This is a genomic window from Rhodanobacter thiooxydans, assembly GCF_030291135.1.
Classification (GTDB): domain Bacteria; phylum Pseudomonadota; class Gammaproteobacteria; order Xanthomonadales; family Rhodanobacteraceae; genus Rhodanobacter; species Rhodanobacter thiooxydans_A.
Genome location: NZ_CP127409.1, coordinates 3,396,628 through 3,419,454, shown reverse-complemented (window position 1 = coordinate 3,419,454; position 22,827 = coordinate 3,396,628). Strand labels below are relative to the sequence as shown.

The 22,827-nt window shown below is 66.6% G+C and carries 22 protein-coding genes and 1 pseudogene; 6 read left to right on the top strand and 17 right to left on the bottom strand.

Annotated elements, in window-relative coordinates; genetic code table 11:
• Positions 1–18 precede the first annotated feature (18 nt).
• Genes QQA13_RS15700 through bufA1 form a run of 3 tightly spaced genes read right to left on the bottom strand, consistent with a single transcriptional unit; the run spans position 19 to position 1,929 of the window.
• Positions 19–774, bottom strand: coding sequence for a DNA-binding domain-containing protein (locus QQA13_RS15700; protein ID WP_108470252.1), 756 nt, complete (start codon positions 772–774; stop codon positions 19–21).
• On the bottom strand, positions 749–1,615 hold the full coding sequence (gene bufB, locus QQA13_RS15695) for an MNIO family bufferin maturase (protein WP_234411238.1): 867 nt from the start codon (positions 1,613–1,615) through the stop codon (positions 749–751). The genes QQA13_RS15700 and bufB overlap by 26 nt, the downstream gene beginning before the upstream one ends.
• A gap of 5 nt (positions 1,616–1,620) precedes the next feature.
• Positions 1,621–1,929, bottom strand: a complete 309-nt coding sequence (bufA1, locus tag QQA13_RS15690) for a BufA1 family periplasmic bufferin-type metallophore (RefSeq protein WP_108470254.1) — start codon at positions 1,927–1,929, stop codon at positions 1,621–1,623.
• 169 nt (positions 1,930–2,098) lie between these two features.
• On the opposite strand from bufA1, the gene QQA13_RS15685 reads away from it, so the two are divergent.
• The gene (locus tag QQA13_RS15685) at positions 2,099–2,815 is read left to right on the top strand and encodes a glycosyltransferase family 2 protein (RefSeq protein ID WP_108470255.1); all 717 of its coding nucleotides are present in this window, start codon (positions 2,099–2,101) and stop codon (positions 2,813–2,815) included.
• Positions 2,816–2,879: 64 nt separating this feature from the next.
• On the top strand, positions 2,880–3,248 hold the full coding sequence (locus QQA13_RS15680) for a DUF488 domain-containing protein (protein ID WP_108470256.1): 369 nt from the start codon (positions 2,880–2,882) through the stop codon (positions 3,246–3,248).
• 13 nt (positions 3,249–3,261) lie between these two features.
• Here the strand turns inward: QQA13_RS15680 and QQA13_RS15675 are convergent, their stop codons facing one another.
• Positions 3,262–4,200 carry a patatin-like phospholipase family protein gene (locus QQA13_RS15675; protein ID WP_108470257.1) on the bottom strand — a complete coding sequence of 313 codons (939 nt, stop codon included), beginning with the start codon at positions 4,198–4,200 and terminating at the stop codon, positions 3,262–3,264.
• Between the two features lie 3 nt (positions 4,201–4,203).
• Positions 4,204–5,187, bottom strand: coding sequence for a helix-turn-helix transcriptional regulator (locus tag QQA13_RS15670; RefSeq protein WP_108470258.1), 984 nt, complete (start codon positions 5,185–5,187; stop codon positions 4,204–4,206).
• 97 nt (positions 5,188–5,284) lie between these two features.
• Here QQA13_RS15670 and QQA13_RS15665 point away from each other — a divergent pair, with 97 nt between their 5' ends.
• A complete protein-coding gene (locus QQA13_RS15665) occupies positions 5,285–6,184 on the top strand; it encodes a hypothetical protein (RefSeq protein WP_234411239.1) in 900 nt (299 codons plus the stop codon).
• Positions 6,185–6,283: 99 nt separating this feature from the next.
• Positions 6,284–7,093 carry a DUF481 domain-containing protein gene (locus QQA13_RS15660; protein WP_108470259.1) on the top strand — a complete coding sequence of 270 codons (810 nt, stop codon included), beginning with the start codon at positions 6,284–6,286 and terminating at the stop codon, positions 7,091–7,093.
• A gap of 73 nt (positions 7,094–7,166) precedes the next feature.
• Here the strand turns inward: QQA13_RS15660 and hemC are convergent, their stop codons facing one another.
• Positions 7,167–8,084 (bottom strand): hydroxymethylbilane synthase, encoded by a 918-nt coding sequence (gene hemC, locus QQA13_RS15655; RefSeq protein ID WP_108470260.1) that lies wholly within the window; start codon positions 8,082–8,084, stop codon positions 7,167–7,169.
• Positions 8,085–8,207: 123 nt separating this feature from the next.
• Between hemC and QQA13_RS15650 the strand changes: the two genes are divergently transcribed.
• Complete coding sequence (locus QQA13_RS15650) at positions 8,208–8,963, top strand: Bax inhibitor-1/YccA family protein (protein WP_108470261.1); 756 nt, start codon at positions 8,208–8,210, stop codon at positions 8,961–8,963.
• A 45-nt stretch (positions 8,964–9,008) separates the two neighbouring features.
• Here QQA13_RS15650 and tkt read toward each other — a convergent pair whose 3' ends face one another.
• The 11 genes from tkt to QQA13_RS15595 form a co-directional block, all read right to left on the bottom strand.
• Complete coding sequence (gene tkt / locus QQA13_RS15645; protein WP_108470262.1) at positions 9,009–11,057, bottom strand: transketolase; 2,049 nt, start codon at positions 11,055–11,057, stop codon at positions 9,009–9,011.
• A gap of 80 nt (positions 11,058–11,137) precedes the next feature.
• Complete coding sequence (pgm, locus tag QQA13_RS15640; RefSeq protein WP_108470263.1) at positions 11,138–12,784, bottom strand: phosphoglucomutase (alpha-D-glucose-1,6-bisphosphate-dependent); 1,647 nt, start codon at positions 12,782–12,784, stop codon at positions 11,138–11,140.
• Positions 12,785–12,919: 135 nt separating this feature from the next.
• Positions 12,920–14,569, bottom strand: coding sequence for a glucose-6-phosphate isomerase (pgi, locus tag QQA13_RS15635; RefSeq protein ID WP_108470264.1), 1,650 nt, complete (start codon positions 14,567–14,569; stop codon positions 12,920–12,922).
• Positions 14,566–15,660, bottom strand: coding sequence for a transaldolase (gene tal, locus QQA13_RS15630; RefSeq protein WP_108470265.1), 1,095 nt, complete (start codon positions 15,658–15,660; stop codon positions 14,566–14,568). The genes pgi and tal overlap by 4 nt, the downstream gene beginning before the upstream one ends.
• Positions 15,661–15,688: 28 nt before the next feature.
• Positions 15,689–16,405 (bottom strand): HAD family hydrolase, encoded by a 717-nt coding sequence (locus QQA13_RS15625; RefSeq protein WP_108470266.1) that lies wholly within the window; start codon positions 16,403–16,405, stop codon positions 15,689–15,691.
• Complete coding sequence (zwf, locus tag QQA13_RS15620) at positions 16,399–17,802, bottom strand: glucose-6-phosphate dehydrogenase (protein ID WP_108470267.1); 1,404 nt, start codon at positions 17,800–17,802, stop codon at positions 16,399–16,401. Before zwf ends, QQA13_RS15625 begins: the two co-directional genes overlap by 7 nt.
• A 410-nt stretch (positions 17,803–18,212) precedes the next feature.
• Positions 18,213–18,569, bottom strand: coding sequence for a hypothetical protein (locus QQA13_RS15615; RefSeq protein ID WP_159082136.1), 357 nt, complete (start codon positions 18,567–18,569; stop codon positions 18,213–18,215).
• Between the two features lie 54 nt (positions 18,570–18,623).
• Positions 18,624–18,968 carry a hypothetical protein gene (locus QQA13_RS15610; protein WP_159082137.1) on the bottom strand — a complete coding sequence of 115 codons (345 nt, stop codon included), beginning with the start codon at positions 18,966–18,968 and terminating at the stop codon, positions 18,624–18,626.
• Between the two features lie 842 nt (positions 18,969–19,810).
• Entirely contained in the window at positions 19,811–20,299 is a 489-nt protein-coding gene (locus QQA13_RS15605; RefSeq protein ID WP_159082138.1) for a hypothetical protein, read from the bottom strand.
• 75 nt (positions 20,300–20,374) lie between these two features.
• Positions 20,375–20,746, bottom strand: a complete 372-nt coding sequence (locus QQA13_RS15600) for a hypothetical protein (RefSeq protein ID WP_108470269.1) — start codon at positions 20,744–20,746, stop codon at positions 20,375–20,377.
• A 57-nt stretch (positions 20,747–20,803) separates the two neighbouring features.
• Positions 20,804–21,190: a hypothetical protein gene (locus tag QQA13_RS15595; RefSeq protein WP_159082139.1), complete on the bottom strand. Its 387-nt coding sequence runs from the start codon at positions 21,188–21,190 to the stop codon at positions 20,804–20,806.
• 1,021 nt (positions 21,191–22,211) lie between these two features.
• Here QQA13_RS15595 and QQA13_RS15590 point away from each other — a divergent pair.
• Positions 22,212–22,823 (top strand): annotated as a pseudogene (locus tag QQA13_RS15590) (integron integrase); the annotation flags it as partial.
• Positions 22,824–22,827: the final 4 nt, after the last annotated feature.

The window sequence follows — 22,827 nt, the reverse complement described above, 5'->3', positions numbered from 1 at the left end:
GGAAGGTGGTGTGACGGATCAGGCGGCGAGCAGCGCATGTTCGAGCAGCGGGCGCAGCAGGGCTTCGGGCGGCATCTGCACATCGATGCGCTGCGCGGCCGCAAGCGCCTGGTCGAGCGATGATCCGCGCCGCAGCGCGTGCATGAACGCGGCCTGCGCGGGTGCGATGACGCGCATCGCGACCTGGCTGCCTTCGCGCCACAGCAGCACGGATTGCGGCGCGGCGGGGTCGATGGCGTCGTGTTCCGGCGCCTGCGCATGGCGCCACAGATCGAGCACCGCCCAGGCGGAGGACAGCACGAGCACGCAGGGTCGCAGGTGGGGCGGGTGGTCCGCGTCGGCCAGCGCGGCGACCAGGGCCGCGGCATCGGCGGGCACGGCATCGGCGGCCAGCGCGACTTCCTGGCGCAGCCATTCCAGCCGCGCCACTTCGCCCAGCCAGGGCCACGGCGCGGTTTCCGGCTGCGCTTCCACGAACGCGGCGAAGTCGGCGCCGTAGTCCTGCAGGTTGCCGCTGCGGTTGCCGCGGAAGGCGGCGTGGCGGGTGGCGAGACCGTCGAAGCAGTCCGCGCCCAGCAGGCGTTGCAGCGCGGGAAAGCTGGTGGCCAGCGCATCGACATGGATCGCGAGGTTGGCGTGGCGGTAGATGCGCAGGCGGGCGGCCGGCGCGATGCCGCGCGCGGCGATCCACGGTTCCAGCACGGGCGCCGCGCCATCCACGATCGCGCCGGCGAAGGCGTGCTGCAGCTCACGCAGCGAGGGCGGCGACGACATCGAGATGCTCCGTGGCGAGCCGCGCCTCGTCTTCCAGCACGGCAAAATCGGGCAGGTGCTGGTCCCATTCGATCAGGGTTGGCCTGGCTCCGATGCGTGCCAGCGTGTAGCCGTACAGTGCCCACACGGCGGCATCGACGCGCTGGTCGTGCGAGTCGATCAGCAGCTCGCCGCCCAGTCCCTGCTTGCGGGTGAAGCCGGCCAGGTGCAGTTCGCCCACCGCGTCGGCGGGGATGCCGTCGATGAAGGCGTGCGCGTCGAAGCCGTGGTTGACGCTGTTGACGTAGACGTTGTTGACGTCCAGCAGCAGGCCGCAGCCGCTGCGCGCGGCGAGCGCGGCGAGGAACTCCCACTCGCTCAGCGTCGAGTGGCTGAAATGGATGTAGCTGGAGACGTTCTCCACCAGCACGCGGCGGCCCAGCGTGTCCTGCAACTGGCCCACGCGCGCCACCATCAGCTCCAGCGCTTCCTCGGTGTACGGCAGCGGCAGCAGGTCGTTGTAGTGGCGCCCGCCGATCGCGCCCCAGCACACGTGCTCGGATACCAGCGCGGGCTCGGCGCGTTGCACCAGCGCGCGCAGCGCGGCGAGGTGGGCGGGATCGAGCGGATCTGACGAACCCAGCGACAGGCCCACGCCGTGCAGGCTCACCGGGTAGTCGCGGCGCAACGCGTCGAACGCGTCCCACAGCGCGCCGCCGGCACAGAACAGATTCTCGCTGTGCAGCTCGAAGAACGGCACGGCGGGCCGGCGTTGCAGCACGTGGGCGACGTGCGCCGGCCGCAGCCCGATCCCGACCTGAGTCGGGATCGGCTGCGCACGCACGGGGCGTGACGAGGGCACGGCTATCAGCTCTTCTTCATCATGGCGTCGTGCGACATGGCGGCCTGGGCCTGCAGCGAACCGCCGTCGAGCTTGACGCACAGGCCGGCGGGCACCGCCACGAAGGCCTGCGGATCGCGCGCCTTGCTGTCCTGGCCGGCGCAGGAATGACCCGGGGACTGGCAGTCGTTCTTCATCGCGGCGTTGACGCCGTAGCACTTCTGCATGGCGCTGGCGGCCATCTTGTCGGCGGCGTGGGCGCTGCCGGCGGCGCCCAGCGCGCCGGCGGCGAGCAGGCTGAGCAGGGCGGAGCTGAGGATGGTCTGGGCTTGCATGGGTCTCTCCCGTGGATGCCGGACGATTCCGGCTGCGGTAGATGACCCAGTGGACGTGGATTTCCTTACAACAGGTTTCGTGCCCGGTTTCGACGGCCCGTGCCGGCAGGCATTAAACTGCGCATTCGCCGCCGTCCGCGGCGCCCGTTCCCGCTGAAAGGCCTGTCCCATGCCGCAACTTGCCGTCGTCGTCCCCGTCTTCAACGAACGCGACAACATCCCGCCGCTGCTGGCCGAGATCGCCGCCGCGCTGCGTGGCAAGGTCGATTACGAAGTGATCTACGTCGACGACGACTCCAGCGACGACAGCCGCGCGGTGCTGGCGGCGCAGAAGGCGAGCCACCCGGAATTGCGCGTGCTGCACCACGTCAGCCGCAGCGGGCAGAGCACGGCGGTGTGGAACGGCGTGCGCGCGGCGACCTCGCCGTGGATCGCCACGCTGGACGGCGACGGCCAGAACGATCCGGCCGACATCCCGAAGCTGCTCGCCGCGCGCGCCGCGGCATCGGCCGAAACGCGGCTGTTCGCCGGCTGGCGCACCACCCGCCGCGACAGCTTCAACAAGCGCATCTCCTCGAAGGTCGCCAACGCGGTGCGCTCGCGCATGCTGAAGGACGCTACCCCGGACACCGGCTGCGGCCTGAAGCTGTTCGAGCGCGAGGTATTCCTGCGCCTGCCCTACTTCGACCACATGCACCGCTACCTGCCGGCGCTGGTCAAGCGTGCCGGCTTCGCCAGCCAGAGCGTGCCGGTCGGCCACCGTCCGCGCACCGCCGGGGTGTCCAAGTACGGCATGCTGGACCGGCTGTGGGTCGGCCTGGCCGACCTGCGCGGCGTGGCGTGGCTGATGCGCCGCGGCAAGGTGACGGCGGTCGAGGAACTCTGATCCAGGTCATGTCGGCTTGATCCGGTCGTCGTATGCTGGAAGTCTTCCTTCCGGGAGACCGCCCATGAGCATCACCGTCAAGCGTGTTTACGAACCGGCCGCGAAAGCTGACGGTTATCGCGTGCTGATCGACCGGTTGTGGCCGCGCGGATTGAAGAAGGAGGCGGTGCCGCTGGACCTGTGGGCGAAGGAGCTGGCGCCGTCGACCGCCCTGCGCCAGTGGTTCGGGCACGACCCGGCGCTGTGGGACGGTTTCCGCCACCGCTACGCCAGCGAGCTGGATGCGCTGGCCGAGTACTGGCAGCCGCTGGCCGAACGGGCCGCGCGGCACCACGTCACCCTGCTCTACGGCGCGCGCGACGAAGAGCACAACAACGCGGTGGCGATGAAGGCGTACCTGGAAAACTGGTTGCACACGCACGGCCCGCGCTGAGGCCGGGGCCGACTCAGGTTTCGCGCTGCGGCGTACCGGCGCGCGGCCAGTTCGCCAGCGCCGCGCGCGCCTGCACGCGGCCCAGCTCGATCAGTTCGCGCGCGCGGTAGAACTCATAGGCGAGCGCCATGTTGTGCGGCAGCTGGATCAGCAGGTCCGGCGCGTAGGCGGCCAGGCGCAGGCGCGACAGGTTCGCCTGCATCAGATCCATCGACTGGGTCAGCAGTTCAAACGTGCCCGGCTCGCGCGGGCGGATTTCACCGCGCGGGATCATCCGGCCGATGAACTCGCCGATGCGGTGGCGATAGCCGTTTTCGGCGACCGAGGGCTGGATCGGCGGTTCCGGCGGCGTGACCGTCACCGCCGGACCATCCACGCTGACCGCAATCAGGTAATCCGCGGTTTCGCGGATCAGCGGGGTCACCGGCACCGGATTGAGCAGCGCGCCGTCGACCAGCCGGCGACCGTCGATGAGGTGCGGGCGGAACACCGTGGGGATCGCGATCGACGCGCGGATCGCGTCGAACAGGCCGCCGCGGCTCAGCCAAACCTCGCGGCCGCGCTCCAGGTCGGTGGCGACCGCGGTGAAGGTCAGCGGCAGTTCCTCGATGCGCACGTCGCCGATCAGCCCGCGCATGGTCTCGATGATCTTTTCGCCCTTGATCAGGCCGCCGCCGGTGAACGTCCAGTCGACCAGCTTGAGCACGTCGAGCTTGGCCAGCGCGCAGACCCAGTCGCGGTACACGTCGAGCTTGCCCGTGGCATGGATGCCGCCGATCAGCGCGCCCATCGAGGCACCGGCGATCGCCACGATCTGGAAACCCTGCGCCTCGATCTCCTCGATCACGCCGATGTGCGCCAGTCCCTTCGCGCCGCCGGCACCGAGCGCCAGCGCCACGGTCGGCCTGTGCGGCACGGGTGTCGGGGCGGCGGTGATGCCGGTGGTGCTCATCGCTCAGACTTGCTTCTGCTGGTAGCCGCCGAGCGCCAGCTGCAGCAGGATCTTCATCTCCTCGCGCAGTGACAGCGGCGCCACGACTTCCGCGTCCGGGCCGTACTTGAGCACGTCCATCAGCAGTTCCTTCGAGTTGGAGTACGGCAGCTTCAGCTCGTAGCGGCCGTCCGGCAGCCACTCGCCCTTCTGCTGCGAATGCCAGTGCTCGTCGGCGACCCAGCGCGCGGCGTGTTGCGAGAAGCGGATCGTCGCCCACGCCTTCGGCTTGCCGGCGAAGATGCCGTAGCTGGAGGCGAGCAGCTCGTTGAGGTCGGCGTCGGCCACGTCGGTGGCGGGCGTGTCCAGCGCCTGCGCGTCGGCGATGCGGTCGACTGCGAAGCTGCGCAGCGCCTGGCGGTCGTGGTCCCACACGTCGAGGTACCAGTTGTCGCGGTAGTGGGTCAGCCGTTGCGGCGACACCGTGCGGCGGCTGTCGGCGTTGGTGGTGCGCGCGCGGTAGCGGAAGCGCAGCTGCCGGCGTTCCAGCACCGCGCCGGCAACGATGCGGAACACCTGCTGGTCGAGCGTGCGTTCGCCCCACGGGATCACCCGGATGCGCTCGATCGGCAACGCCTTGCCGCTGTCCTGGTGCGACAGCAGGCCTTCGATGCGCGACTTGAACGGCGCCAGCGCGCCGGCCAGCACGCCGGGGCCGGAACGTCCGATCAACTCGTTCAGCGCCAGCAGCGCGGCCAGTTCGTCGGAAGTCAGCCACAGCCCGGGCAATTCGAACTTCTCGCCCTCGCCCGCTTCGTAGCGGAACGCGGCCTGGTCGGTGCCGGCGCTTTCGATCGGCGCGCCCAGCGCATCGCGCAGGAAGGCCACGTCGCGGTACAGCGTGGCGCGCGAGCACTCCAGCTCGCCGAGCAGGCGCGACAGCGGAATCGGATAGTGCGCCGACTTCAGCAGCCGGTGCAGGGTCAGTATGCGTTCGTAGCGATCCATGGGGTCGTCGGCATATCGTGGGGAAGAGGCCTTGTGTAGCATGGCGGCGGCCCGTGGCGGTCGCAAGTCGCCGCCTTCGACTCCCACCGGACGCCTCATGCCGCCCCTGCGCGAACAGCCCCCGGACCTCCTGCCCGCCGCCGGCCTCGACGACGCCCACCCGTCGGGCTACGCGGAGATCCTGCTGCGGGTACTGGCGATCAGCGGCTACGGCCTGTGGACCTGGCTGGGCATGGCGCTGGCGTTGGGCATGGAGCGGATCGGCCGCTGCGACATGCGGATGCCGCTGGTCCTCGGCACCGCACTGGTCGGTGCCAGCCTGCTGCTGGTCTGCCTGCGGTTGCCGGCAACGTCGGTCTGGTACGGCTGGCAGCCGGATCGCGAGCGCTGGCCCGTGCGTGCGATGCTGATGGCGCTGGTGACCTTCCTGCCGGTGCTGCTGCTGATCATCCTGGGCGATGGCCACGGCCATGTCCCGGCGATGCGCCTGGCTGGCGTGGCGCTGCTGTTGTGCAGCCTGGTCAGCCTGTTCTACACCGCCTATCGCTATCGCCGCCGCCTGTCGCCCGGCCTGCAGCAGATATCGTCGTCGCTGCCGGTGAGCCGGCTGGTCACCGCCTGGTACGGTGGCGGGCTGTGGTTGTGGCTGTGCACGATGGTGCAGGGTGGGCTGGAGCCGCCGCACCGCGCGTATCCCTGGGTCCTGTTGCTGCTGGCGCTGGCCCTGCTGCTGGGCCTGCTCGAAGGCATGCGCTGGCAGTCGCTGGGTCTGCCGCATGGCGTGGGCGAAATGGATGCGCAGCACGTCTTGCCGGTGCGCTTCGTGGCGGCGATTCTGGTCTATGTACTGCCGTGCGCCGCACTGCTGCTGACCGAACGCTACGGCGGCGGCCTGCTGGCGGCGGCGGTGGCGGTACCCAGTTGCCTGCTCGGCAAGATGCTGGAGCAGCGCGTCTACGAGACGGCGCTGGCAGGCGGCTTGCCGGCCCGCGGATGAAGCGGCGCGAATGGCTTGGCAGAGCCGTTCATGGCAAATTCAAGCCGCCCCGTTAAGGTAGCGGGCTTACTATTGTTTAACAAATGGACTGTCCCCCCGATGAAAAAGACCTTGATCGCCGGCCTGCTGCTGGCTGCCCTCGCCAGCTTCGCCGTCCAGGCCCAGGATGCCGACACCACTCCGGCCAGCAATGGCGGCTGGAGCGGTTCGGGCGAATTCGGCTTTGCCTCGTCCACCGGCAACTCGCGTTCGGAGAACATCAACGCCAAGCTCGGCCTGAGCCAGGAAAACGAGCAGTGGAAGAACAACTTCTTCGTCGACGCGCTGCGCTCCAAGAGCCAGCAGACCATCGTCGACAGCAACGGCAACACCCTCAAGCAGTTCAACACCACCGCGAACCGCTACGACGGTGGTGCCTCGGTCGGCCTCAAGCTCGACCCGCGCAGCTATATCGTCGGCGCCGCCCGCTATGAACACGACGACTTCGGCGCAAACCTGTGGCAGGGCATCGTCTCGCTCGGCTACGGTTACATCGCCCTGAAGGACGAGCGCAACGAGCTGTCGTTCGAAATCGGCCCCGGTTACAAGCGCTATCGCCCGGCCGACCTCGAGGTGGTGACCGGCGGCGTGGTGACGAAGGAGCGCCAGACGACGCAGAGCGAAATGGTTGCCCGCGGCCTGGCCAACTACAAGTACAAGCTCACCGAGAACACCGCGTTCGAGGATACCTTCCTGATGGAAGCCGGTTCCAAGAACACCTACCTGCAGAACGATGCGGGCGTGGCGGTCAGCATGACCCAGAAGCTGGCGTTGAAGGTCGGCTTCCAGGTACGCCACAACAGCGACGTGCTGCCGGGTACCAGGAAGACTGACACGCTGACCACCACCAACCTGGTCTACAGCTTCTAAACCGGGACTTCCGAGTCGCGGCCATGACGGCCCTTCCGCGCGAGCGGGAGGGCCGTTTGCGTGATGCGGCGCCTCAGAGTCCGAGCAGGCTGCCGGCGCCCTGCGCCAGCAGCGCCGCCGCCACCTGCCGGCCCAGCGCAACCGCCTGGTCGCTGGGGGCGCTGGCTTCGGCATGCAGCAGCCGGCCGCTGGCCGCGTCGCCGACCATGCCGCGCAGGTGCAGGCCGTGTTCGCCCAGCATGCACCAGGCGCCAATCGGTACCGTGCAGCTGCCACCCAGGGCCTGGTTCAGCGCCCGCTCGGCGCTCACGGTGAGCCGGGTGTCGGCATCGTCCAGCGCGGCCAGCAGCGTCAGTACGCGGGCCTGGCCCTCGCGCGCCTCGATCGCGATCGCCGCCTGGCCCGGCGCCGGCAGCCAGTCCGGCGCGGCCAGCCGCGAGCGGATGCGCGCGGCGAGGTCGAGGCGTTCCAGCCCGGCGCAGGCCAGCACGATCGCGTCGTAGTCGCCGGCGTCGAGCTTGCCCAGCCGGGTGCCGACATTGCCGCGCAGGTCCAGCAGCACCAGATCCGGCCGCAGCGCGCGCAACTGCGCCTGCCGCCGCAGCGATGAGGTGCCCACGCGCGCGCCATGGGGCAGCGCGGCGAGGTCGGCGTAATCGTTGCTGACGAACGCGTCGGCGGCATCGGCACGCGGCAGGATCGCCGGCAGCGCGAAACCCGGCTCCAGCTGCGCCGGCACGTCCTTCAGCGAATGCACCGCGAGGTCGGCGCGGCCTTCCAGCATCGCCACCTCAAGCTCTTTCAGAAACAACCCCTTGCCGCCGATGGTGGCCAGCGGCTGGTCGAGGATCTCGTCGCCGCGCGTGCTCATCGGCACCAGTTCCACCGTCAGCCCCGGGTGCACCGCGCGCAGCAGCGCGGCGACATGCTCGGCCTGCCACAGCGCGAGCGCGCTCTTGCGGGTGGCGATACGCAGGGTGGAAAGGCTCATCGGGGCTCCGCGGCGTTCGACAGGCCGCCATTGTCGCGTAGTTTGCGCACGGCGGCGCAACGGCAGATTGGCGCAGGGCGGCGGCAAAGCCGCTACGATGGCGGCAAACCACGGGAGACGGTCATGCAAAGCGGCAATCCGGCGCTCAACAAGAACACCTTCCTCGACGCGGCCAGTGGCGCCGTCGTCACGCGCGACGACGAGGTGATGACGATCAACGGCACGGTCAACAAGACCGGCCTGCTGCTGCTCCTGGTACTGGTCGGCGCGATGGTCAGCTGGAGCCGGTTCGCCGGTCCGGACAGCCTGCCGGCGGTGATGCCGCTGGTGCTGGGCGGCTGCATCGGCGGTCTGGTGCTGGGCCTGGTCACCGTGTTCAAGAAGACCTGGGCGCCGTTCACCGCGCCGCTTTACGCAGTGGCGGAAGGGTTGTTCATCGGCGCGCTGTCGGCGATCTTCGAGATGCGCTACCCCGGCATCGTGATGCAGGCGGTGGGGCTGACTTTCGGCACCATGGCCGCGCTGCTGCTGGCCTATCGCAGCGGACTGATCCGCGCCACCGAGAAGTTCAAGCTGGGCATCGTCGCCGCCACCGGCGGCATCATGCTGCTGTACCTGGCCAACTTCGCGATGGGCTTCTTCGGCCACTCGATCGGTTTCATCAACGGCAGCAGCGGCATCGGCATCGCGTTCAGCGCGGTGGTGGTGGTGATCGCCGCGCTGAACCTGATCCTCGACTTCGACCTGATCGAAACCGGTGCCCAGCAAGGCGCGCCGAAGTATATGGAGTGGTACGGCGCGTTCGCGCTGGTGGTCACCCTGGTCTGGCTGTACCTGGAACTGCTGCGGCTGCTGTCGAAGCTGCAGTCGCGCAACTGATCGGCTGCAAATGACGAGGCCGGCGAATCGTCGCGATCCGCCGGCCTATTTGCTCAGCAGCGCCTTCGCCCGATGCACCACGTTGTCGACGGTGAAGCCGAACTCCTGCAGCAGCTTCTCCGCCGGGGCGGAGGCGCCGAAGTGGTCGATGCCGAGCACGTCGCCGTGCGGGCCGACGTAACGGTGCCAGCCCTGCGAAGTGCCCAGTTCCACCGCCAGCCGCGCCGGCACGTCGGGCGGCAGCACGCTGTCGCGATAGGCCTGCGGCTGCGCGTCGAACAGTTCCCAGCTCGGCATCGACACGCAGCGCACGGCGATGCCGTCGGCCTGCAGCTTTTCCGAGGCGGCAACGATCAGGCCCACCTCGGAACCGCTGGCGAGCAGGATCAGTGACGGCTTGCCGCCCGGCGCGTCGCTGAGTACATACGCGCCCCGGCGCAGCCCGTCGGCGCTGGCGTAGTGGCTGCGGTCCAGTGTGGGCACGTTCTGCCGGGTCAGCGCCAGCAGCACGGGCTGTTTCTTCGTTTCCAGCGCCACTTTCCATGCCACCGCGGTCTCGTTCGCGTCGGCGGGGCGGATCACGGTGAGGTTGGGGGTCGCGCGCAGGCTGGCCAGCTGTTCGATCGGCTGATGGGTGGGACCGTCCTCGCCCAGCGCCACGCTGTCGTGGGTGAACACGTGCACCACGTGCACGCTCATCAGCGCGGCGAGGCGGATCGCCGGCCGCATGTAGTCGGAGAAGATCAGGAAGGTGGAGCCGTACGGCACGAAGCCGCCATGCACAGCCAGCCCGTTGGTGATCGCGCCCATCGCATGCTCGCGCACGCCGAAGTGCAGGTTGCGGCCGGCGTGGCTCCAGCCGGCGCTGTCCGAACCCTGCGTGTCCTGTCCCGGCGTGGCAGCCGGGTTGAAGTCGCCAAGTCCCTTCAGGTTGGTATGCGTGGAGGAGTCCAGATCCGCCGATCCGCCGAACAGCGGGGGTAGCTTGGGCGCGATCGCGTTCATCACCTGGCCGCTGGCGACGCGGGTGGCGAGACCCTTGGCGTCGGCGGGGAACAGCGGGATGCCCGCGTCCCAGCCTGGCGGCAGTTCGCCGTCCAGGCGGCCTTGCAACTCGGCGGCCAGTTCGGGGAACGCCCTGGTATAGACATCCATACGGCTGTTCCAGGCGCGTTCGGCCTCCACGCCGCGGTCCAGCGCCTCGCGCAGGTGCTTGAGCGCCGGCGCCGGCAGCAGGAAGTCCGGTTCGACCGGCCAGCCCAGCTTCTGCTTCGTCTTCCTGACGTCCTCGACGCCCAGCGGCGAGCCGTGTGCCTTGAAGCTGTCCTGCTCGGGCGAGCCGAAACCGATGTGCGTGCGCACCAGGATCAGCGAGGGCCGTGCCGTATCGGCGCGGGCGGCGTCCAGTGCGGCATCGATCGCCGCCACGTCGTTGCCGTCGGCCACGTGGATGACCTGCCAGCCATACGCCTCGAAGCGCTTGGCGCGATCCTCGGAGAAGGTGATGTCGGTGCCGGCGGCGAGGGTGACGTAGTTGTCGTCGTACAGGCAGACCAGCTTGCCGAGTTTCAGGTGGCCGGCCAGCGAGGCTGCCTCGCTGGCCACGCCTTCCATCAGGTCGCCGTCGCTGACGATGGCCCAGGTGCGATGGTCGATCACCGTGTGGCCGTCGCGGTTGTAGCGCGCGGCCAGGTGTGCCTCGCCGATCGCCATGCCCACCGCGTTGGCCAGGCCCTGGCCGAGCGGGCCGGTGGTGATCTCCACGCCCGGCGTGTGGCCGTATTCGGGGTGCCCCGGCGTCTTGCTGCTCCACTGGCGGAACTGTTTCAAGTCGTCCAGCGTGAGGTCGTAGCCGGTGGTGAACAGCAGGCTGTATAGCAGCGCCGAGCCGTGCCCGGCGGACAGCACGAAGCGGTCACGGTCGGGCCAGCGCGGGTTGGCGGGGTTGTGCTTCAGCTGATGCGTCCACAACGCGTACGCCATCGGCGCGGCGCCCAGCGGCAAGCCGGGATGGCCGCTGTTGGCGTGCTGCACCATGTCCACCGACAGGAAGCGAAGCGTATTGATGCATTGCTGGTCGAGGTCATGGGACATGATGATTCTCCGATGGAATGGATGCGATGCGACCGTAGGGCGGGCACTCCCCGCCATCGGGTCGGCGGGCGGTGCCTGTCCTACGCGATGGCGGCGTCGACGATTTTCTGTGCCTCGTCGAGCAGGCTCTGCAGGTGTTGCTCGTCCTTGAAGCTTTCGGCGTAGATCTTGTAGATCGCCTCGGTGCCGGACGGCCGCGCGGCGAACCAGCCGCTGGCGGCGACCGCCTTGATCCCGCCGATCGCGGCGTCGTTGCCGGGCGCCTTGTCCAGCACCTGCTCGATTTTCTCGCCAGCCAGCCGGTCGCTCTTCAACTGGTCGGGCGACAGCTTCGCCAGCTTCGCCTTCTGCGCCGGCGTGGCGGCGGCGTCGACGCGGCTGGCGAACGGCTTGCCGAGTTCGCGGGTCAGCTGCGCATACAGCTCGCCCGGGTCCTTGCCCTCGCGCGCGGTGATCTCGGCCGACAGCAGCGCCGGCACCAGGCCGTCCTTGTCGGTGGCCCACGCTGAGCCGTCGTGGCGCAGCAGCGAGGCGCCGGCGCTTTCCTCGCAGCCGAAGCCGAGCGAGCCGTCGAACAGGCCGGGTGCGAACCACTTGAAGCCGACCGGCGTCTCGTACAGCTGTCGTCCCAATCGTTTGGCCACGCGATCGATCAGCGCGGTGCTGACCACGGTCTTGCCCACCGCGGCGTGCGCGCCCCACTGCGGCCGATGGCGGAACAGGTAGTCGACCAGCACCGACAGGTAGTGGTTCGGCTCCATCAGCCCGCTGCTGCGGGTGACGATGCCGTGGCGGTCGTGGTCGGTGTCGCAGGCGAACGCCACGTCGTAGCGGTCCTTCAGCCCGATCAGCCGCTGCATCGCGTACTTCGACGACGGGTCCATGCGGATCTTGCCGTCCCAGTCCACGCTCATGAAGGCGAACTGCGGGTCGACCACCGCGCTGACCACGGTGAGGTCGAGCTGGTAGCGCTCGGCGATCGGCGCCCAGTAGTGCACGCCGGCGCCACCCAGCGGATCGACGCCCATGTGCACGCCGGCGCCGCGGATCACGTCGAAGTCGACGATGTTCGCCAGGTCGGCGATGTAGGTATTGAGATAGTCGTGCTCGTGCGTGCTGGCCGCCTTGCGCGCCTGCGCGTACGGCATCCGGCGCACGTCCTTCAGGCCGCCTTCGAGCAGCGCGTTGGCGCGGTTCTCCACCCACTTGGTGATGTCGCTGTCGGCCGGACCGCCGTTGGTGGGGTTGTACTTGAAGCCGCCGTTGTCCGGCGGGTTGTGCGACGGCGTGATCACGATGCCGTCGGCGAGGCCCGAGCTGCGGCCGCGGTTGTGGACGAGGATCGCGTGCGACACCGCCGGCGTGGGCGTGTACTCGCCGCCGCTGGAGATCATCGCCTGCACGCCGTTCGCGGCCAGCACCTCCAGCGCATTCTCGAACGCGGGCTGTGACAGCGCATGGGTATCGGCGCCGATGAACAGCGGGCCGTCAATGCCCTTGCCCTGGCGGTACTCGCAGATCGCCTGGCTGATCGCCAGGATGTGCGCCTCGTTGAAGCTGCGCTCGAACGAATTGCCGCGATGGCCGGAGGTACCGAACGCCACCCGCTGCGCCGGCACCGACGGGTCGGGTTTCAGGTCCGCGTACGCGGCCAGCAGTTGCGGGATGTCGACCAGGATCGACTGGGGTGCCGGCTTGCCGGCGAGGGGGCTGATGTGTTGACTCATGGGTCTCTCAAGTGACTGCCTTGGCATTCTCCTCCCCCTGCTTGCAGGGGGAGGCCGGGAGGGGGTGGTTCGGGCTGGCGAAGACCCGATCAAAAGCACCCCTCCCCAACCCTCCCCTGCAAGCAGGGGAGGGAGTCAGATGTTGTCGCGCAACGCGCGATAGCGGCGAATCAGGTTGTTGGTGGAGCTGTCGTGGGCGAGCGGCGGCTCACCGGGCGCGGTCAGTTCGGCGATGGTGGTCTTGGCCAGCTGCTTGCCCAATTCCACACCCCACTGGTCGAACGAGTCGATGTCCCAGATCACGCCCTGCACGAACACGCTGTGCTCGTACAGCGCGATCAGGCTGCCGAGCACGCGCGGCGTCAGTCGTTGCGCCAGGATCGTGGTGCTGGGGCGGTTGCCAGGGAAGGTGCGGTGCGGGGCCAGCGCCGCATCGGTGCCGGCGGCGCGCACTTCGTCGGCGGTCTTGCCGAACGCCAGCGCCTCGCCCTGCGCGATCAGGTTGGCCAGCAGCAGGTCGTGCTGGTCGCCGCCGCCTTGTACGGGCAAGGGGTTCAGGCTCTGGCCGAAGCCGATGAAGTCGCACGGCACGATGCGCGTGCCCTGGTGCAGCAGCTGGTAGAACGAGTGCTGGCCGTTGGTGCCTGGCTCGCCCCAGTAGATCGGCCCGGTGGCGTAGTCCACCGCGGCGCCGTCGCGGGTGACGCGCTTGCCGTTGCTCTCCATGGTCAGCTGCTGCAGGTAGGCCGGGAAGCGCTTCAGGTATTGCTCGTAGGGCAGCACCGCGACGCTGGCAGCGTCGAGGAAGTTGTTGTTCCACACCGCCAGCAGGCCCATCAGCACCGGCAGGTTGCGCTCGAACGGCGCATGCCGGAAATGCTCGTCCATCGCGTGGAAGCCGGCCAGCATCGCGCGGAAATGCTCCGGGCCGATCGCCAGCATGGTGGACAGACCGATCGCCGAGTCCATCGAGTAGCGCCCGCCCACCCAGTCCCAGAAGCCGAACATGTTGGCGGTGTCGATGCCGAACTTCGCCACCTCGGCGGCATTGGTGGAGACCGCCACGAAATGCTTCGCCACCGCGGCCTCGTCGCCCAGCGCGGCCACGCTCCATGCACGCGCGGCGTGCGCGTTGGCCAGCGTCTCCAGCGTGGTGAAGGTTTTCGAGCAGACGATGAACAGCGTCTCGGCCGCGTCCAGGCCGTGCACCGCCTCGGCGAAGTCAGTGCCGTCCACGTTGGAGACGAAGCGGAACGTCATGTCGCGGCGGCTGTAGTTGCGCAGCGCCTCGTACGCCATCACCGGGCCGAGGTCCGAGCCGCCGATGCCGATGCTGACCACGTTGCGGATGCGCCGGCCGCCGTGGCCCAGCCAGGCGCCGCTGCGCACGCGCTCGGCAAACGCGGCCATGCGCTCGAGCACCGCGTGCACGTCCGCCACCACGTCATGGCCATCGATCAGGATCCGCTCGTCCGCCGGCGCGCGCAGCGCCACGTGCAGCACGGCGCGGTGCTCGGTGGTGTTGATGCGCTCGCCGCGGAACATCGCCGCGATCCGCTGCGGCAGGCCGCAGGCCTCGGCCAGTTCGCGCAGCAGGCGCAGCGCGTCAGCGTCCACGCGCTGCTTGGAGTAGTCCAGGTACAGGCCGACATCCTCCAGCACGAGGCGCTCGCCGCGCTGCGGGTCGGCGGCGAACCATTCGCGCAGATGCTTGTGGTCGATCGTGTCGGCATGCCGTTGCAACGCCTGCCACTGGGGCAGGCGGGTCAGTCGCGGTGCGCTCATGGCAGCTCGGATTCCTTGTCCAGCGCGTTGGCCTTGTCGGCGATCCGCTGCAGCAGCTGCTGCCACGAGACCACGAACGCCGCGGCGCCGTCGCGCTGCAGCTTCTGCGCCAGCGCGTCGATATCCACGCCGGCCCTGGCGATCTGCGCCAGCACCACGTCCGCATCGTCGCCGTCGTCGGACAGCACGCCGTGCAGCTGGCCGTGGTCGGCGAACGCGTGCAGGGTCTTCTCCGGCATCGTGTTGATGGTGTCCGGCGCGGCCAGCGCGCTGACGTACAGCGTGTCCGGCGCGGATGGGTCCTTGGTGCCGGTGCTGGCCCACAGCAGGCGCTGCGGCCGTGCGCCGGCGGCGGCGAGTTTCTGCCAGCGCTTCGAGGCCAGCAGTTCGCGATAGGCGCGGTAGGTCTGCTGGCCCACCGCGATGCCCAGCTTGTTGTGAAGCGCATCCGGCAACTGCTTGTTGGCGGCCACGTCCCAGCGGCTGATGAACAGCGAGGCGACCGAACCCACGTGCGGGTCCAGCCCGGCGGCCAGGCGCCGCTCGATGCCGCGCAGGTAGGCCTCGGCCACCGCCTGGTACTGCGCGCAGGAAAACAGCAGGGTCACGTTGATCGGGATGCCGAGGAAGATCGCCTCCTCGATCGCCGGCACGCCTTCGGGGGTGCCGGGAATCTTCACGAACAGGTTGTCGCGCTGGCCCTGATGGTGGATGTGGCGCGCCGCGGCGATCGAGCCGGCAGTGTCGGCTGCCAGCAGCGGCGAGACCTCCATCGAGACCCAGCCGTCGACCTGGCCGGTGGCGTCGAACACCGGGCGGAACAGGTCGGCCGCGCGGCGCAGGTCTTCCAGCGCCAGCTCGGTGAACAGCGCCTCGCCGCTCAGTCTGGCCAGCGCCTTGGCGTGGATGCCGGCGTCGTAGGCGTCGCCGTTGCCGATCGCCGCGTCGAAGATGCTCGGGTTCGAGGTCAGTCCGGTGATCGAGTCCTCGGCGACGTAGCGCGCCAGCGTGCCGTCGTCGAGCAGGCTGCGGGTGATGTTGTCCAGCCACAGGCTCTGGCCGAGGTCGTGCAGTTGGCGGGTCGCTTTCATGCTTGTCTCCATGTTTCCGATTCGAATGTCATTCCGCCGGCAGGCTGATCGCGGGCGCGCCCGGCAGGAAGTCTTCAAGCTTACGCCGGCGCAGATCGCCGATGCACGCGATGGTGAGGTCCGGCGCCGGCTCGACGGTTTCGCCGGTGCTGGCGGCCGCGTAATGGCCCTGGCGCACGAACACCGTGGTCAGCTTGCGGCCCAGGTACTGCTTCATCGCGGCCAGCACCTGCGGCTTGTCGTCCACCATCACGTAGTGCGCAGCCGGGTAGCGCTGCTGCATCGCCACCAGCATCTGCTGCTTGTGGATATAGATCAGCACCTCGCCGCCCAGCGCTGCCCACAGCCCGGCGCGGCGGATCTTGTGCGGCTGGAACACCACGTCGCCGTCGGACAGGATCGCGGTGGGTCCCAGCGTGCGCAGGTGCGCCACGGTCTCCAGCGCGTGCGGGTACAGGCGGTCGGCGAACGGATAGTCCAGCAGGTAGCCGGACATCTGCAGCAGCGATGGGTCGTTGTCCAGGCCGGCGCGGAAGCGCTGCAGCGTGCCGAGGTAGTCGGCGAAGCCGCACTGCTCGCGCAGCTCCTCGTAGATCGCCCAGTAGCGTGCGCGTTCGCCAACGCCGAAGGTCGCCTCCAGGGTGGCGCCGAGGTCGGCGCCGAAGAGGTCGTTGTCGAGCAGGGTGTTGTCCACGTCGAGCAGGAACACCACCGCGGCGGCTTCGGCGGCGGGGCCGCTCAGCATGGCTTGCCCTCCTCCGCCCGCGGCTCGTGCCAGCCTTCGTCGCCCGCGATGCGGTCGGCTCCGGCCGGACCCCAGCTGCCCGGCTCGTAGACATCCACCGCGCCCTCGTGGGCCAGCACGCGGTCCACCACCGCCCACGCCGCCTCCACGCATTCGTCGCTGGTGAACAGCGCGTTGTCGCCGCGGATCGCGTCGCCGAGCAGGCGCTCGTACGGCGACTTCTCCGGCGCCAGGTCGTGCCGCATGACCAGCTCCACCGGCTCCCCGCGCATCTCCTCGCCGGGCTGCTTCACCCGCATGCCCGCGGCGATGATCACCTCCGGGCTGAGCCGGAAGCGGAAATAGTTCGACTGCGCCGCGCCGATTGCGTCGAACACCGACAGCGGCGGCACCTTCATGTCCACCATCACCTCGGTGGTGGTGACGGGCAGCTTCTTGCCGGCGCGGATGTGGAACGGCACGCCGGCCCAGCGCCAGGTGTCGATGTACAGGCGCAGCGCCACGAAGGTCTCCACGTTGGAATCGGCGGCCACGCCGTCGACCTCGCGGTAGCCCTTGAACTGGCCGCGCACCACCTCGGCCGGATCGAGCGGGCGCATCGCGCGGAACAGCCGCAGCTTCTCGGTGCGCAGCGCTTCCGGCTCACTGCCGATCGGCGCGTCCATCGCCAGCAGCGAGGTCACCTGCAGCAGGTGGTTCTGCAGCACGTCGCGAATCGCGCCGACGCCCTCGTAGAACGCGCCGCGGCCGTCCACGCCGAACTGCTCGGCCATGGTGATCTGCACGCGGTCCACGTAGCGGTTGTTCCACACCGGTTCCAGTACGGTGTTGGCGAAGCGGAAGTACAACAGGTTCTGCACCGGCTCCTTGCCCAGGTAGTGGTCGATGCGGAAGATCGCCGATTCCGGGAACACCTCGTGCAGCGTGCGGTTGAGCGCCTGCGCCGAGGCCAGGTCGCGGCCGAACGGCTTCTCCACCACGATCCGCGCATCGTCCGCGCAGCCGGCCTGCTTGAGGCTTTTCGCCACCACCCCGAACAGCCCGGGCGGAATCGCCAGGTAGTGCAGTGGCCGCTGCGCCGCGCCCAGCGCCTGCTTCAGCTGGCGGAACGTGGCCGCGTCGTTGTAGTCGCCGTCGACATACTGCAGGCGCGCCGCCAGCTTCGCGAACGCCGCCTCGTCGATGGCGCCGCCCTGCGCCTGCGCCGCCTGCGCCAGGCTGTCGTGCGCGCGCCGGCGCAGTTGTTCCACGTTCCAGCCCGAGTGCGCCACGCCGATGATCGGCAGGTCCAGCCCGTCGCGCAGCATCATCGCCTGCAGTGCCGGAAAGATCTTCTTGTAGGCCAGGTCGCCAGTGGCGCCGAAAAAGACCAGAGCATCCGAGCGGGGAGGCGGCATGGCGGGGGTGTTCTCCATGGGGTTGGCGGGTGTTGCTGCCCGACGTGTGCGGGCGGCAGGCGATGCGGCATGGCGGGGCTTCGCCAACATGCCGGACATCGGGTCTACTTTCCAGCCTGCACGTCGGCAGGTTAAGTCGATGCATAAGTCAGGCCGCGCTTGTGTGGCGGCCATCGCGCCGGGCCGCGACCGCGGCCACGCCGCGATGGCGTGCCCTACCCTGGTCCGGGCCGGCAACATCGACCCGACAAGACCATCCAGGGAAATGCAGTCAGGCAACGTTCGACGCCGCATCCAACTGACAAAGCAGCACGCCACACCAAGGACAACACGACTACCAGCAGTCGCCCGAAAGCTCAGGGCAAAAGCATCATGCGCACGGGGTTGACGGGAAGTCTCCCAAGGAGATGTTAGAGCTGCGCGCGCTTGGCATTGTGCTGCTTGAAGCGACGCAACCATCTGGTAGTAGTGAATGCGATAAACGCAGGTGTGGTTGCGATGCCACCAAAGAACCACGCCAGGAACTGTTGGGACGAATCCGAGTGCGCAAAGTGCAAGCATGCTCCTGTGAAAACCGCGAGCCAGACGACGGATGCCCCTGTAACCCACCACAACATTTTGGCGAGTGAGCCACCACTTGGATCGCCCAGCTTGGCGGCAAGAGTGGTCTTGTTTGTGGCGTCATGAACAGCGTAGGAGAAACGTGTGAGGAACGACCAGCTCAACAATCCGATGGTGGCTCCGAGTAATAGGGCGAAGATGTTCATAGGCGCTAACGCTGGAGTTGAGCGGCGGCGTAGCCGTCCGCCTTGAACGAGTGGTTAGGCCACCCCGGAAGCTACGTTACCCGCGCTTGGCTTGGATGAGTAAACTCGATAGACCACGTAGAACACTGGCGGAAAGACGAGAACGAGTGCAAAGACACCAACACCGCTCAGTTGCCCTTGGTCGAAGAAGGCGATGCCCACGATGAAGCTATACAGGCCGATTGCAAGGTAAGAGAGCACAACGAGCTTGGCAACTTGCTTGTTGACTAGAAAGCAACAGACCGCCAAGGAAAGCACAGAGAAAATTGCCCACAGGTAATAGTCGGGATTGGACATGAATGCAGCAACATTCCCGAGGGCGTGCATCGCGAGTAACGAGCTAGCAACAGACTTGTTCAATACCTGCTCCCCTAGCTGCCCCTGTAGATTTGCGCCGGTGACCGGGTTGCGCAGCCAGCAAAGAGCAGACTTGCAGAAAGCAGCAACCCGATTGCGAAATTCTTCATTTGCACGCTAACGCTTGAGTTAAGCGGCGGCGAAGCCGTCCGCCTTGAACGAGTAGTTAGACGGTTGCGACGAAGCTTGCTCGGGCGACAACGACTGCCACGACGAGCGCACCGCTTGAGCAATCGACTACCCCCAAACTACCAGCTCTGGAGACTGAGGGCTTGCGACGCCGCCGCGCGAAAAGCTGCTGCGGCGACGGACGACAAGCCAGCGCGAAGCTGGGCGAAACACATGCAACGAAGAACCACCACGAGCTACCGCTAACGCCTGAGTTAAGCGGCGCGCGGCTTTTCGCGCGTCCGCTTGGACGAGGAGTTAGACGGTTGCGACGCCGCTTGCTCGGGTGTCAACGACTGCCACGACGAGCGCACCGCTTGAACAACCAACTACTCCAAAACTACCAGCTCTGAAAGCTGAGGGCTTGCGACGCCGCCGCGCGAAAAGCTGCTGCGGCGACGGACGACAAGTCAGCGCGAAGCTGGGCGAAACACATGCGACGAAGAACCACCACGAGCTACCGACTAACGCTGGAGTTAAGCGGCGGCGTAGCCGTCCGCCTTGAACGAGATGTTAGGCCTGAGGCCGCGCATACGCTTTGCGGACAGCACTTAGAAGGAAAGCGCCATACAAGAGGAAGACGACGCCAAGGCCAAAGGTGAAATTTGCCACGCCACGGTCGCTCACGAAGCCCCATGTGGCGAACAAGACACCCGTGACAATAAAGAATGCTGGACTCAGATACTTGTTGGAACGGTTAACTGCTTGGAGGCGTGCGGCCTTTGTGACCATGGCGTGCGTAGATGTGACCTGCTCTTCGTGGACAAGCGAACGATTGCTGCCGCCGCTGGAAGCATGAACAAAGCAGGCAGGACACTGTCAAAAATAACCATGAAATGACCAAATCGAGCGGGCTCGCTGAATAAAAGGCGGTGTTGCCAGAGAAAGCTTGGAACAACAGCAAGAATTAGGTAGACGGAGAGCTTGCGTGGACGCAATTTGCATAAGATATAGGCGGCTGGAAGGCAGGGCAAAATGCTGACGGTCCAGATATATAAGGACAATAGCAAGAGCAAAAAGAAGCTCGTCACAACATGCGAAGCGAGCCAGATAGGAACTGGGGAATAGGCTGATATGTAGGCGTCGAAGTACTGCAGAAGGAAAGTCTGCAAAATTCCAACTGCGAGCGCAACAGAGGCCGCGATCGGAAAATTGTCAGACTTCATACGATGCCTCCAAGAAGCGTCTAACGCTGGAGTTAAGCGGCGCGCGGCTTTTCGCGCGTCCGCTTGGACGAGTTGTTAGCGCTCAACATAGTCAAGAATCGCCTCGTAGTTCTCGAAGACCTTGGCTACGGCTTCTTCCGGATCATAACCTTGCGGATCGACCGAGTCATGGTAGATGCGGTAAAGCGGTCCGTTGGCACCGTCGCTGCTGTTGATGTAGTAGTAGTCGCCACTACCCTCAGAACACCACGCAACGGGCATGTAACCGTCAGCAGCCACGCCGATACCAGGCCAACAAAGAGTGAGTTCTTCGTGTGCTTGCAGCTCCGTTAGGAAAGTGAGCTCTACACCCATACCCGAGAGGTCGTGCTCCTCGTCGACGCAAGCCGACGCCCCAACAAGCTCGTGGGCGCTAACGAAGGCCTGCCAATATTTGGGAAAGTTCATCTTGAGCGCTAACGCTGGAGTTAAGCGGCGGCGTAGCCGTCCGCCTTGAACGAACTGTTAGGCCTCAGCAGGATTGACCCCGCGGAGCCTACGAGCTGAACCGATTGAAGTGCCAACAAGTAGAGCCAGGACGAGAGCAACCCACTCAATCATAACCACAAGCCATGGTGCAGCCTCAAACCAATCCGCAAGTACTCGCACAAGTACGCCGGCGACTACCACACAAACTAGAACAGCTAGCCAAGCATGAACGAAAGGCTTGTTTGGCTGGTTGTTTGCGAAGTAAGCAAATATCACGGCACAGACAACAAATGAACCTGCGGCGCTGACGATGTCCCACACCCCACCCAAGCCCGGGGGCATGAAGGCACCTTCAAGAAGGCCGATGGTGAACTGTCCCAAGAGCAGAGCCAGTGCGAGCTTAACGATCTTGTTCCAGTTCACGGTACGCATCCCCTTGATGCCTAACGCTTGAGTTGAGCGGCGGCGGAGCCGTCCGCCTCGAACGAGATGTTAGGCGCCGCTACGCGGAGTGGATGCGTCGGATTGTCTTGGATGAAGGACTCGACCTCCGAGAGCTTAGCCGGTAGTGGAGGCCCGGATGTGCTGCGATAACTAAAAAAGCGAAAGCCAGCGTTGTACAAAGCCTGCACTTTGGCCCATTGCTCGGCATCCTTGGCTGGCGGTGCCTTGAACGATCGGCCCATCTGGTGCAGCTGACCACCGCAGTTTGGACAAATGGCCGTGCCGTCTTGGCGCGGGGCCACTTTGAAGCTCTTGTGGCAACCAAAGCAGGCGTGAGCTATCAGGTACTGAGGGCTTGGCATGTGATTACTTTGCATAGGCGCCTAACGCTGGAGTTAAGCGGCGGCGAAGCCGTCCGCCTTGAACGAAATGTTAGACCGCAGCCTACGCGGCCCGCCAGAGTGAGCCGCTACGAAATCCATAACGCCATAACGCCAAGCATTGAGGTGTGACAAGCAAGGCCGCACCAATGGCTACGTAGTAGTAAGTTACCGCATGCGCCTGCCAAGCGAGCCATGCAATTAGGCCAATGCTGTAGAGAGCGTACGTTGTGAACAGTACGAAATACGCGATCCAAAATTTGGGCCAACCTATGTTGACCCGGCGCAGGTAACCCCAAAGACCTACAAGTCCGAAACCTCCGAACACAGCCAACAGCGCGTCAGACAAAGAGTGAACGCGAAACCATGACGAAATCGTAGCGATGGCTAACAGGGCGAAATAGGACCACCACAAGATATTCCAAATGCGTGAGTTAGTTTGTGTCATTGCGGTCTAACGCTGGAATTAAGCGGCGGCGAAGCCGTCCGCTTGGATGACTGGTTAGGTGCCACAGCGCGTTACGCTACGCCGTTGAACCCGAGTTCGTAAAACGTCTTAGTTTTTGGATTGTATTTGAGTTCGAAGTAACAAGTGCCACCGTCTAGAACTTGTACGAACCGCTTGGCTGGATGGGCGCTTCGGTTTGATGGCCTCGCTGTTGTACGGCTCGGGTATGCGGCTGATGGAGTGCGTGCGCCTGCGCGTGAAGGACGTGGATTTCGAGCTGAACCAGATCTGCGTGCGCGATGGCAAGGGCGGCAAGGACCGGCATGTGCCGTTGCCGCGACGCCTGCGCGAGGCGCTGCAGGCGCAGCTGGAGCGGGTGCGTTTGATCCACCAGCAGGATCTGGCGGCGGGCCTGGGCGCGGTGTGGCTACCGCATGCGCTGGCACGCAAGTATCCGTCGGCGCCGCGCGAGCCCGGCTGGCAGTACGTGTTTCCGTCGGAGCAACTGTCGCGTGATCCGCGCGACGGCGAGCGGCGGCGCCATCATGTGGACGAGGCCGGCCTGCAGCGCGCGGTGCGCAATGCGCGGCTCAAGGCCGGCATCGTCAAGCCGGCGACGTGCCACACCCTGCGCCACTCGTTCGCCACCCACCTGCTGGAGGCGGGTCAGGACATCCGCACGATCCAGGAATTGCTCGGCCACAAGGACGTCGCCACCACCCAGATCTATACGCACGTGCTCAATCGCGGCGGCCACGGCGTGTTGAGCCCATTGGACCGTTGAGCGC

What these genes read in the sequence shown, in the direction of transcription:
- QQA13_RS15700 (WP_108470252.1), bottom strand. Translation starts at nt 774, where the DNA reads ATGTCGTCGCCGCCCTCGCTGCGTGAGCTGCAGCACGCCTTCGCCGGC.
- bufA1 (WP_108470254.1), bottom strand. Translation starts at nt 1,929, where the DNA reads ATGCAAGCCCAGACCATCCTCAGCTCCGCCCTGCTCAGCCTGCTCGCC.
- QQA13_RS15685 (WP_108470255.1), top strand. Translation starts at nt 2,099, where the DNA reads ATGCCGCAACTTGCCGTCGTCGTCCCCGTCTTCAACGAACGCGACAAC.
- QQA13_RS15680 (WP_108470256.1), top strand. Translation starts at nt 2,880, where the DNA reads ATGAGCATCACCGTCAAGCGTGTTTACGAACCGGCCGCGAAAGCTGAC.
- QQA13_RS15675 (WP_108470257.1), bottom strand. Translation starts at nt 4,200, where the DNA reads ATGAGCACCACCGGCATCACCGCCGCCCCGACACCCGTGCCGCACAGG.
- QQA13_RS15670 (WP_108470258.1), bottom strand. Translation starts at nt 5,187, where the DNA reads ATGGATCGCTACGAACGCATACTGACCCTGCACCGGCTGCTGAAGTCG.
- QQA13_RS15665 (WP_234411239.1), top strand. Translation starts at nt 5,285, where the DNA reads ATGCCGCCCCTGCGCGAACAGCCCCCGGACCTCCTGCCCGCCGCCGGC.
- QQA13_RS15660 (WP_108470259.1), top strand. Translation starts at nt 6,284, where the DNA reads ATGAAAAAGACCTTGATCGCCGGCCTGCTGCTGGCTGCCCTCGCCAGC.
- hemC (WP_108470260.1), bottom strand. Translation starts at nt 8,084, where the DNA reads ATGAGCCTTTCCACCCTGCGTATCGCCACCCGCAAGAGCGCGCTCGCG.
- QQA13_RS15650 (WP_108470261.1), top strand. Translation starts at nt 8,208, where the DNA reads ATGCAAAGCGGCAATCCGGCGCTCAACAAGAACACCTTCCTCGACGCG.
- tkt (WP_108470262.1), bottom strand. Translation starts at nt 11,057, where the DNA reads ATGTCCCATGACCTCGACCAGCAATGCATCAATACGCTTCGCTTCCTG.
- pgm (WP_108470263.1), bottom strand. Translation starts at nt 12,784, where the DNA reads ATGAGTCAACACATCAGCCCCCTCGCCGGCAAGCCGGCACCCCAGTCG.
- pgi (WP_108470264.1), bottom strand. Translation starts at nt 14,569, where the DNA reads ATGAGCGCACCGCGACTGACCCGCCTGCCCCAGTGGCAGGCGTTGCAA.
- tal (WP_108470265.1), bottom strand. Translation starts at nt 15,660, where the DNA reads ATGAAAGCGACCCGCCAACTGCACGACCTCGGCCAGAGCCTGTGGCTG.
- QQA13_RS15625 (WP_108470266.1), bottom strand. Translation starts at nt 16,405, where the DNA reads ATGCTGAGCGGCCCCGCCGCCGAAGCCGCCGCGGTGGTGTTCCTGCTC.
- zwf (WP_108470267.1), bottom strand. Translation starts at nt 17,802, where the DNA reads ATGCCGCCTCCCCGCTCGGATGCTCTGGTCTTTTTCGGCGCCACTGGC.
- QQA13_RS15615 (WP_159082136.1), bottom strand. Translation starts at nt 18,569, where the DNA reads ATGAACATCTTCGCCCTATTACTCGGAGCCACCATCGGATTGTTGAGC.
- QQA13_RS15605 (WP_159082138.1), bottom strand. Translation starts at nt 20,299, where the DNA reads ATGAAGTCTGACAATTTTCCGATCGCGGCCTCTGTTGCGCTCGCAGTT.
- QQA13_RS15600 (WP_108470269.1), bottom strand. Translation starts at nt 20,746, where the DNA reads ATGAACTTTCCCAAATATTGGCAGGCCTTCGTTAGCGCCCACGAGCTT.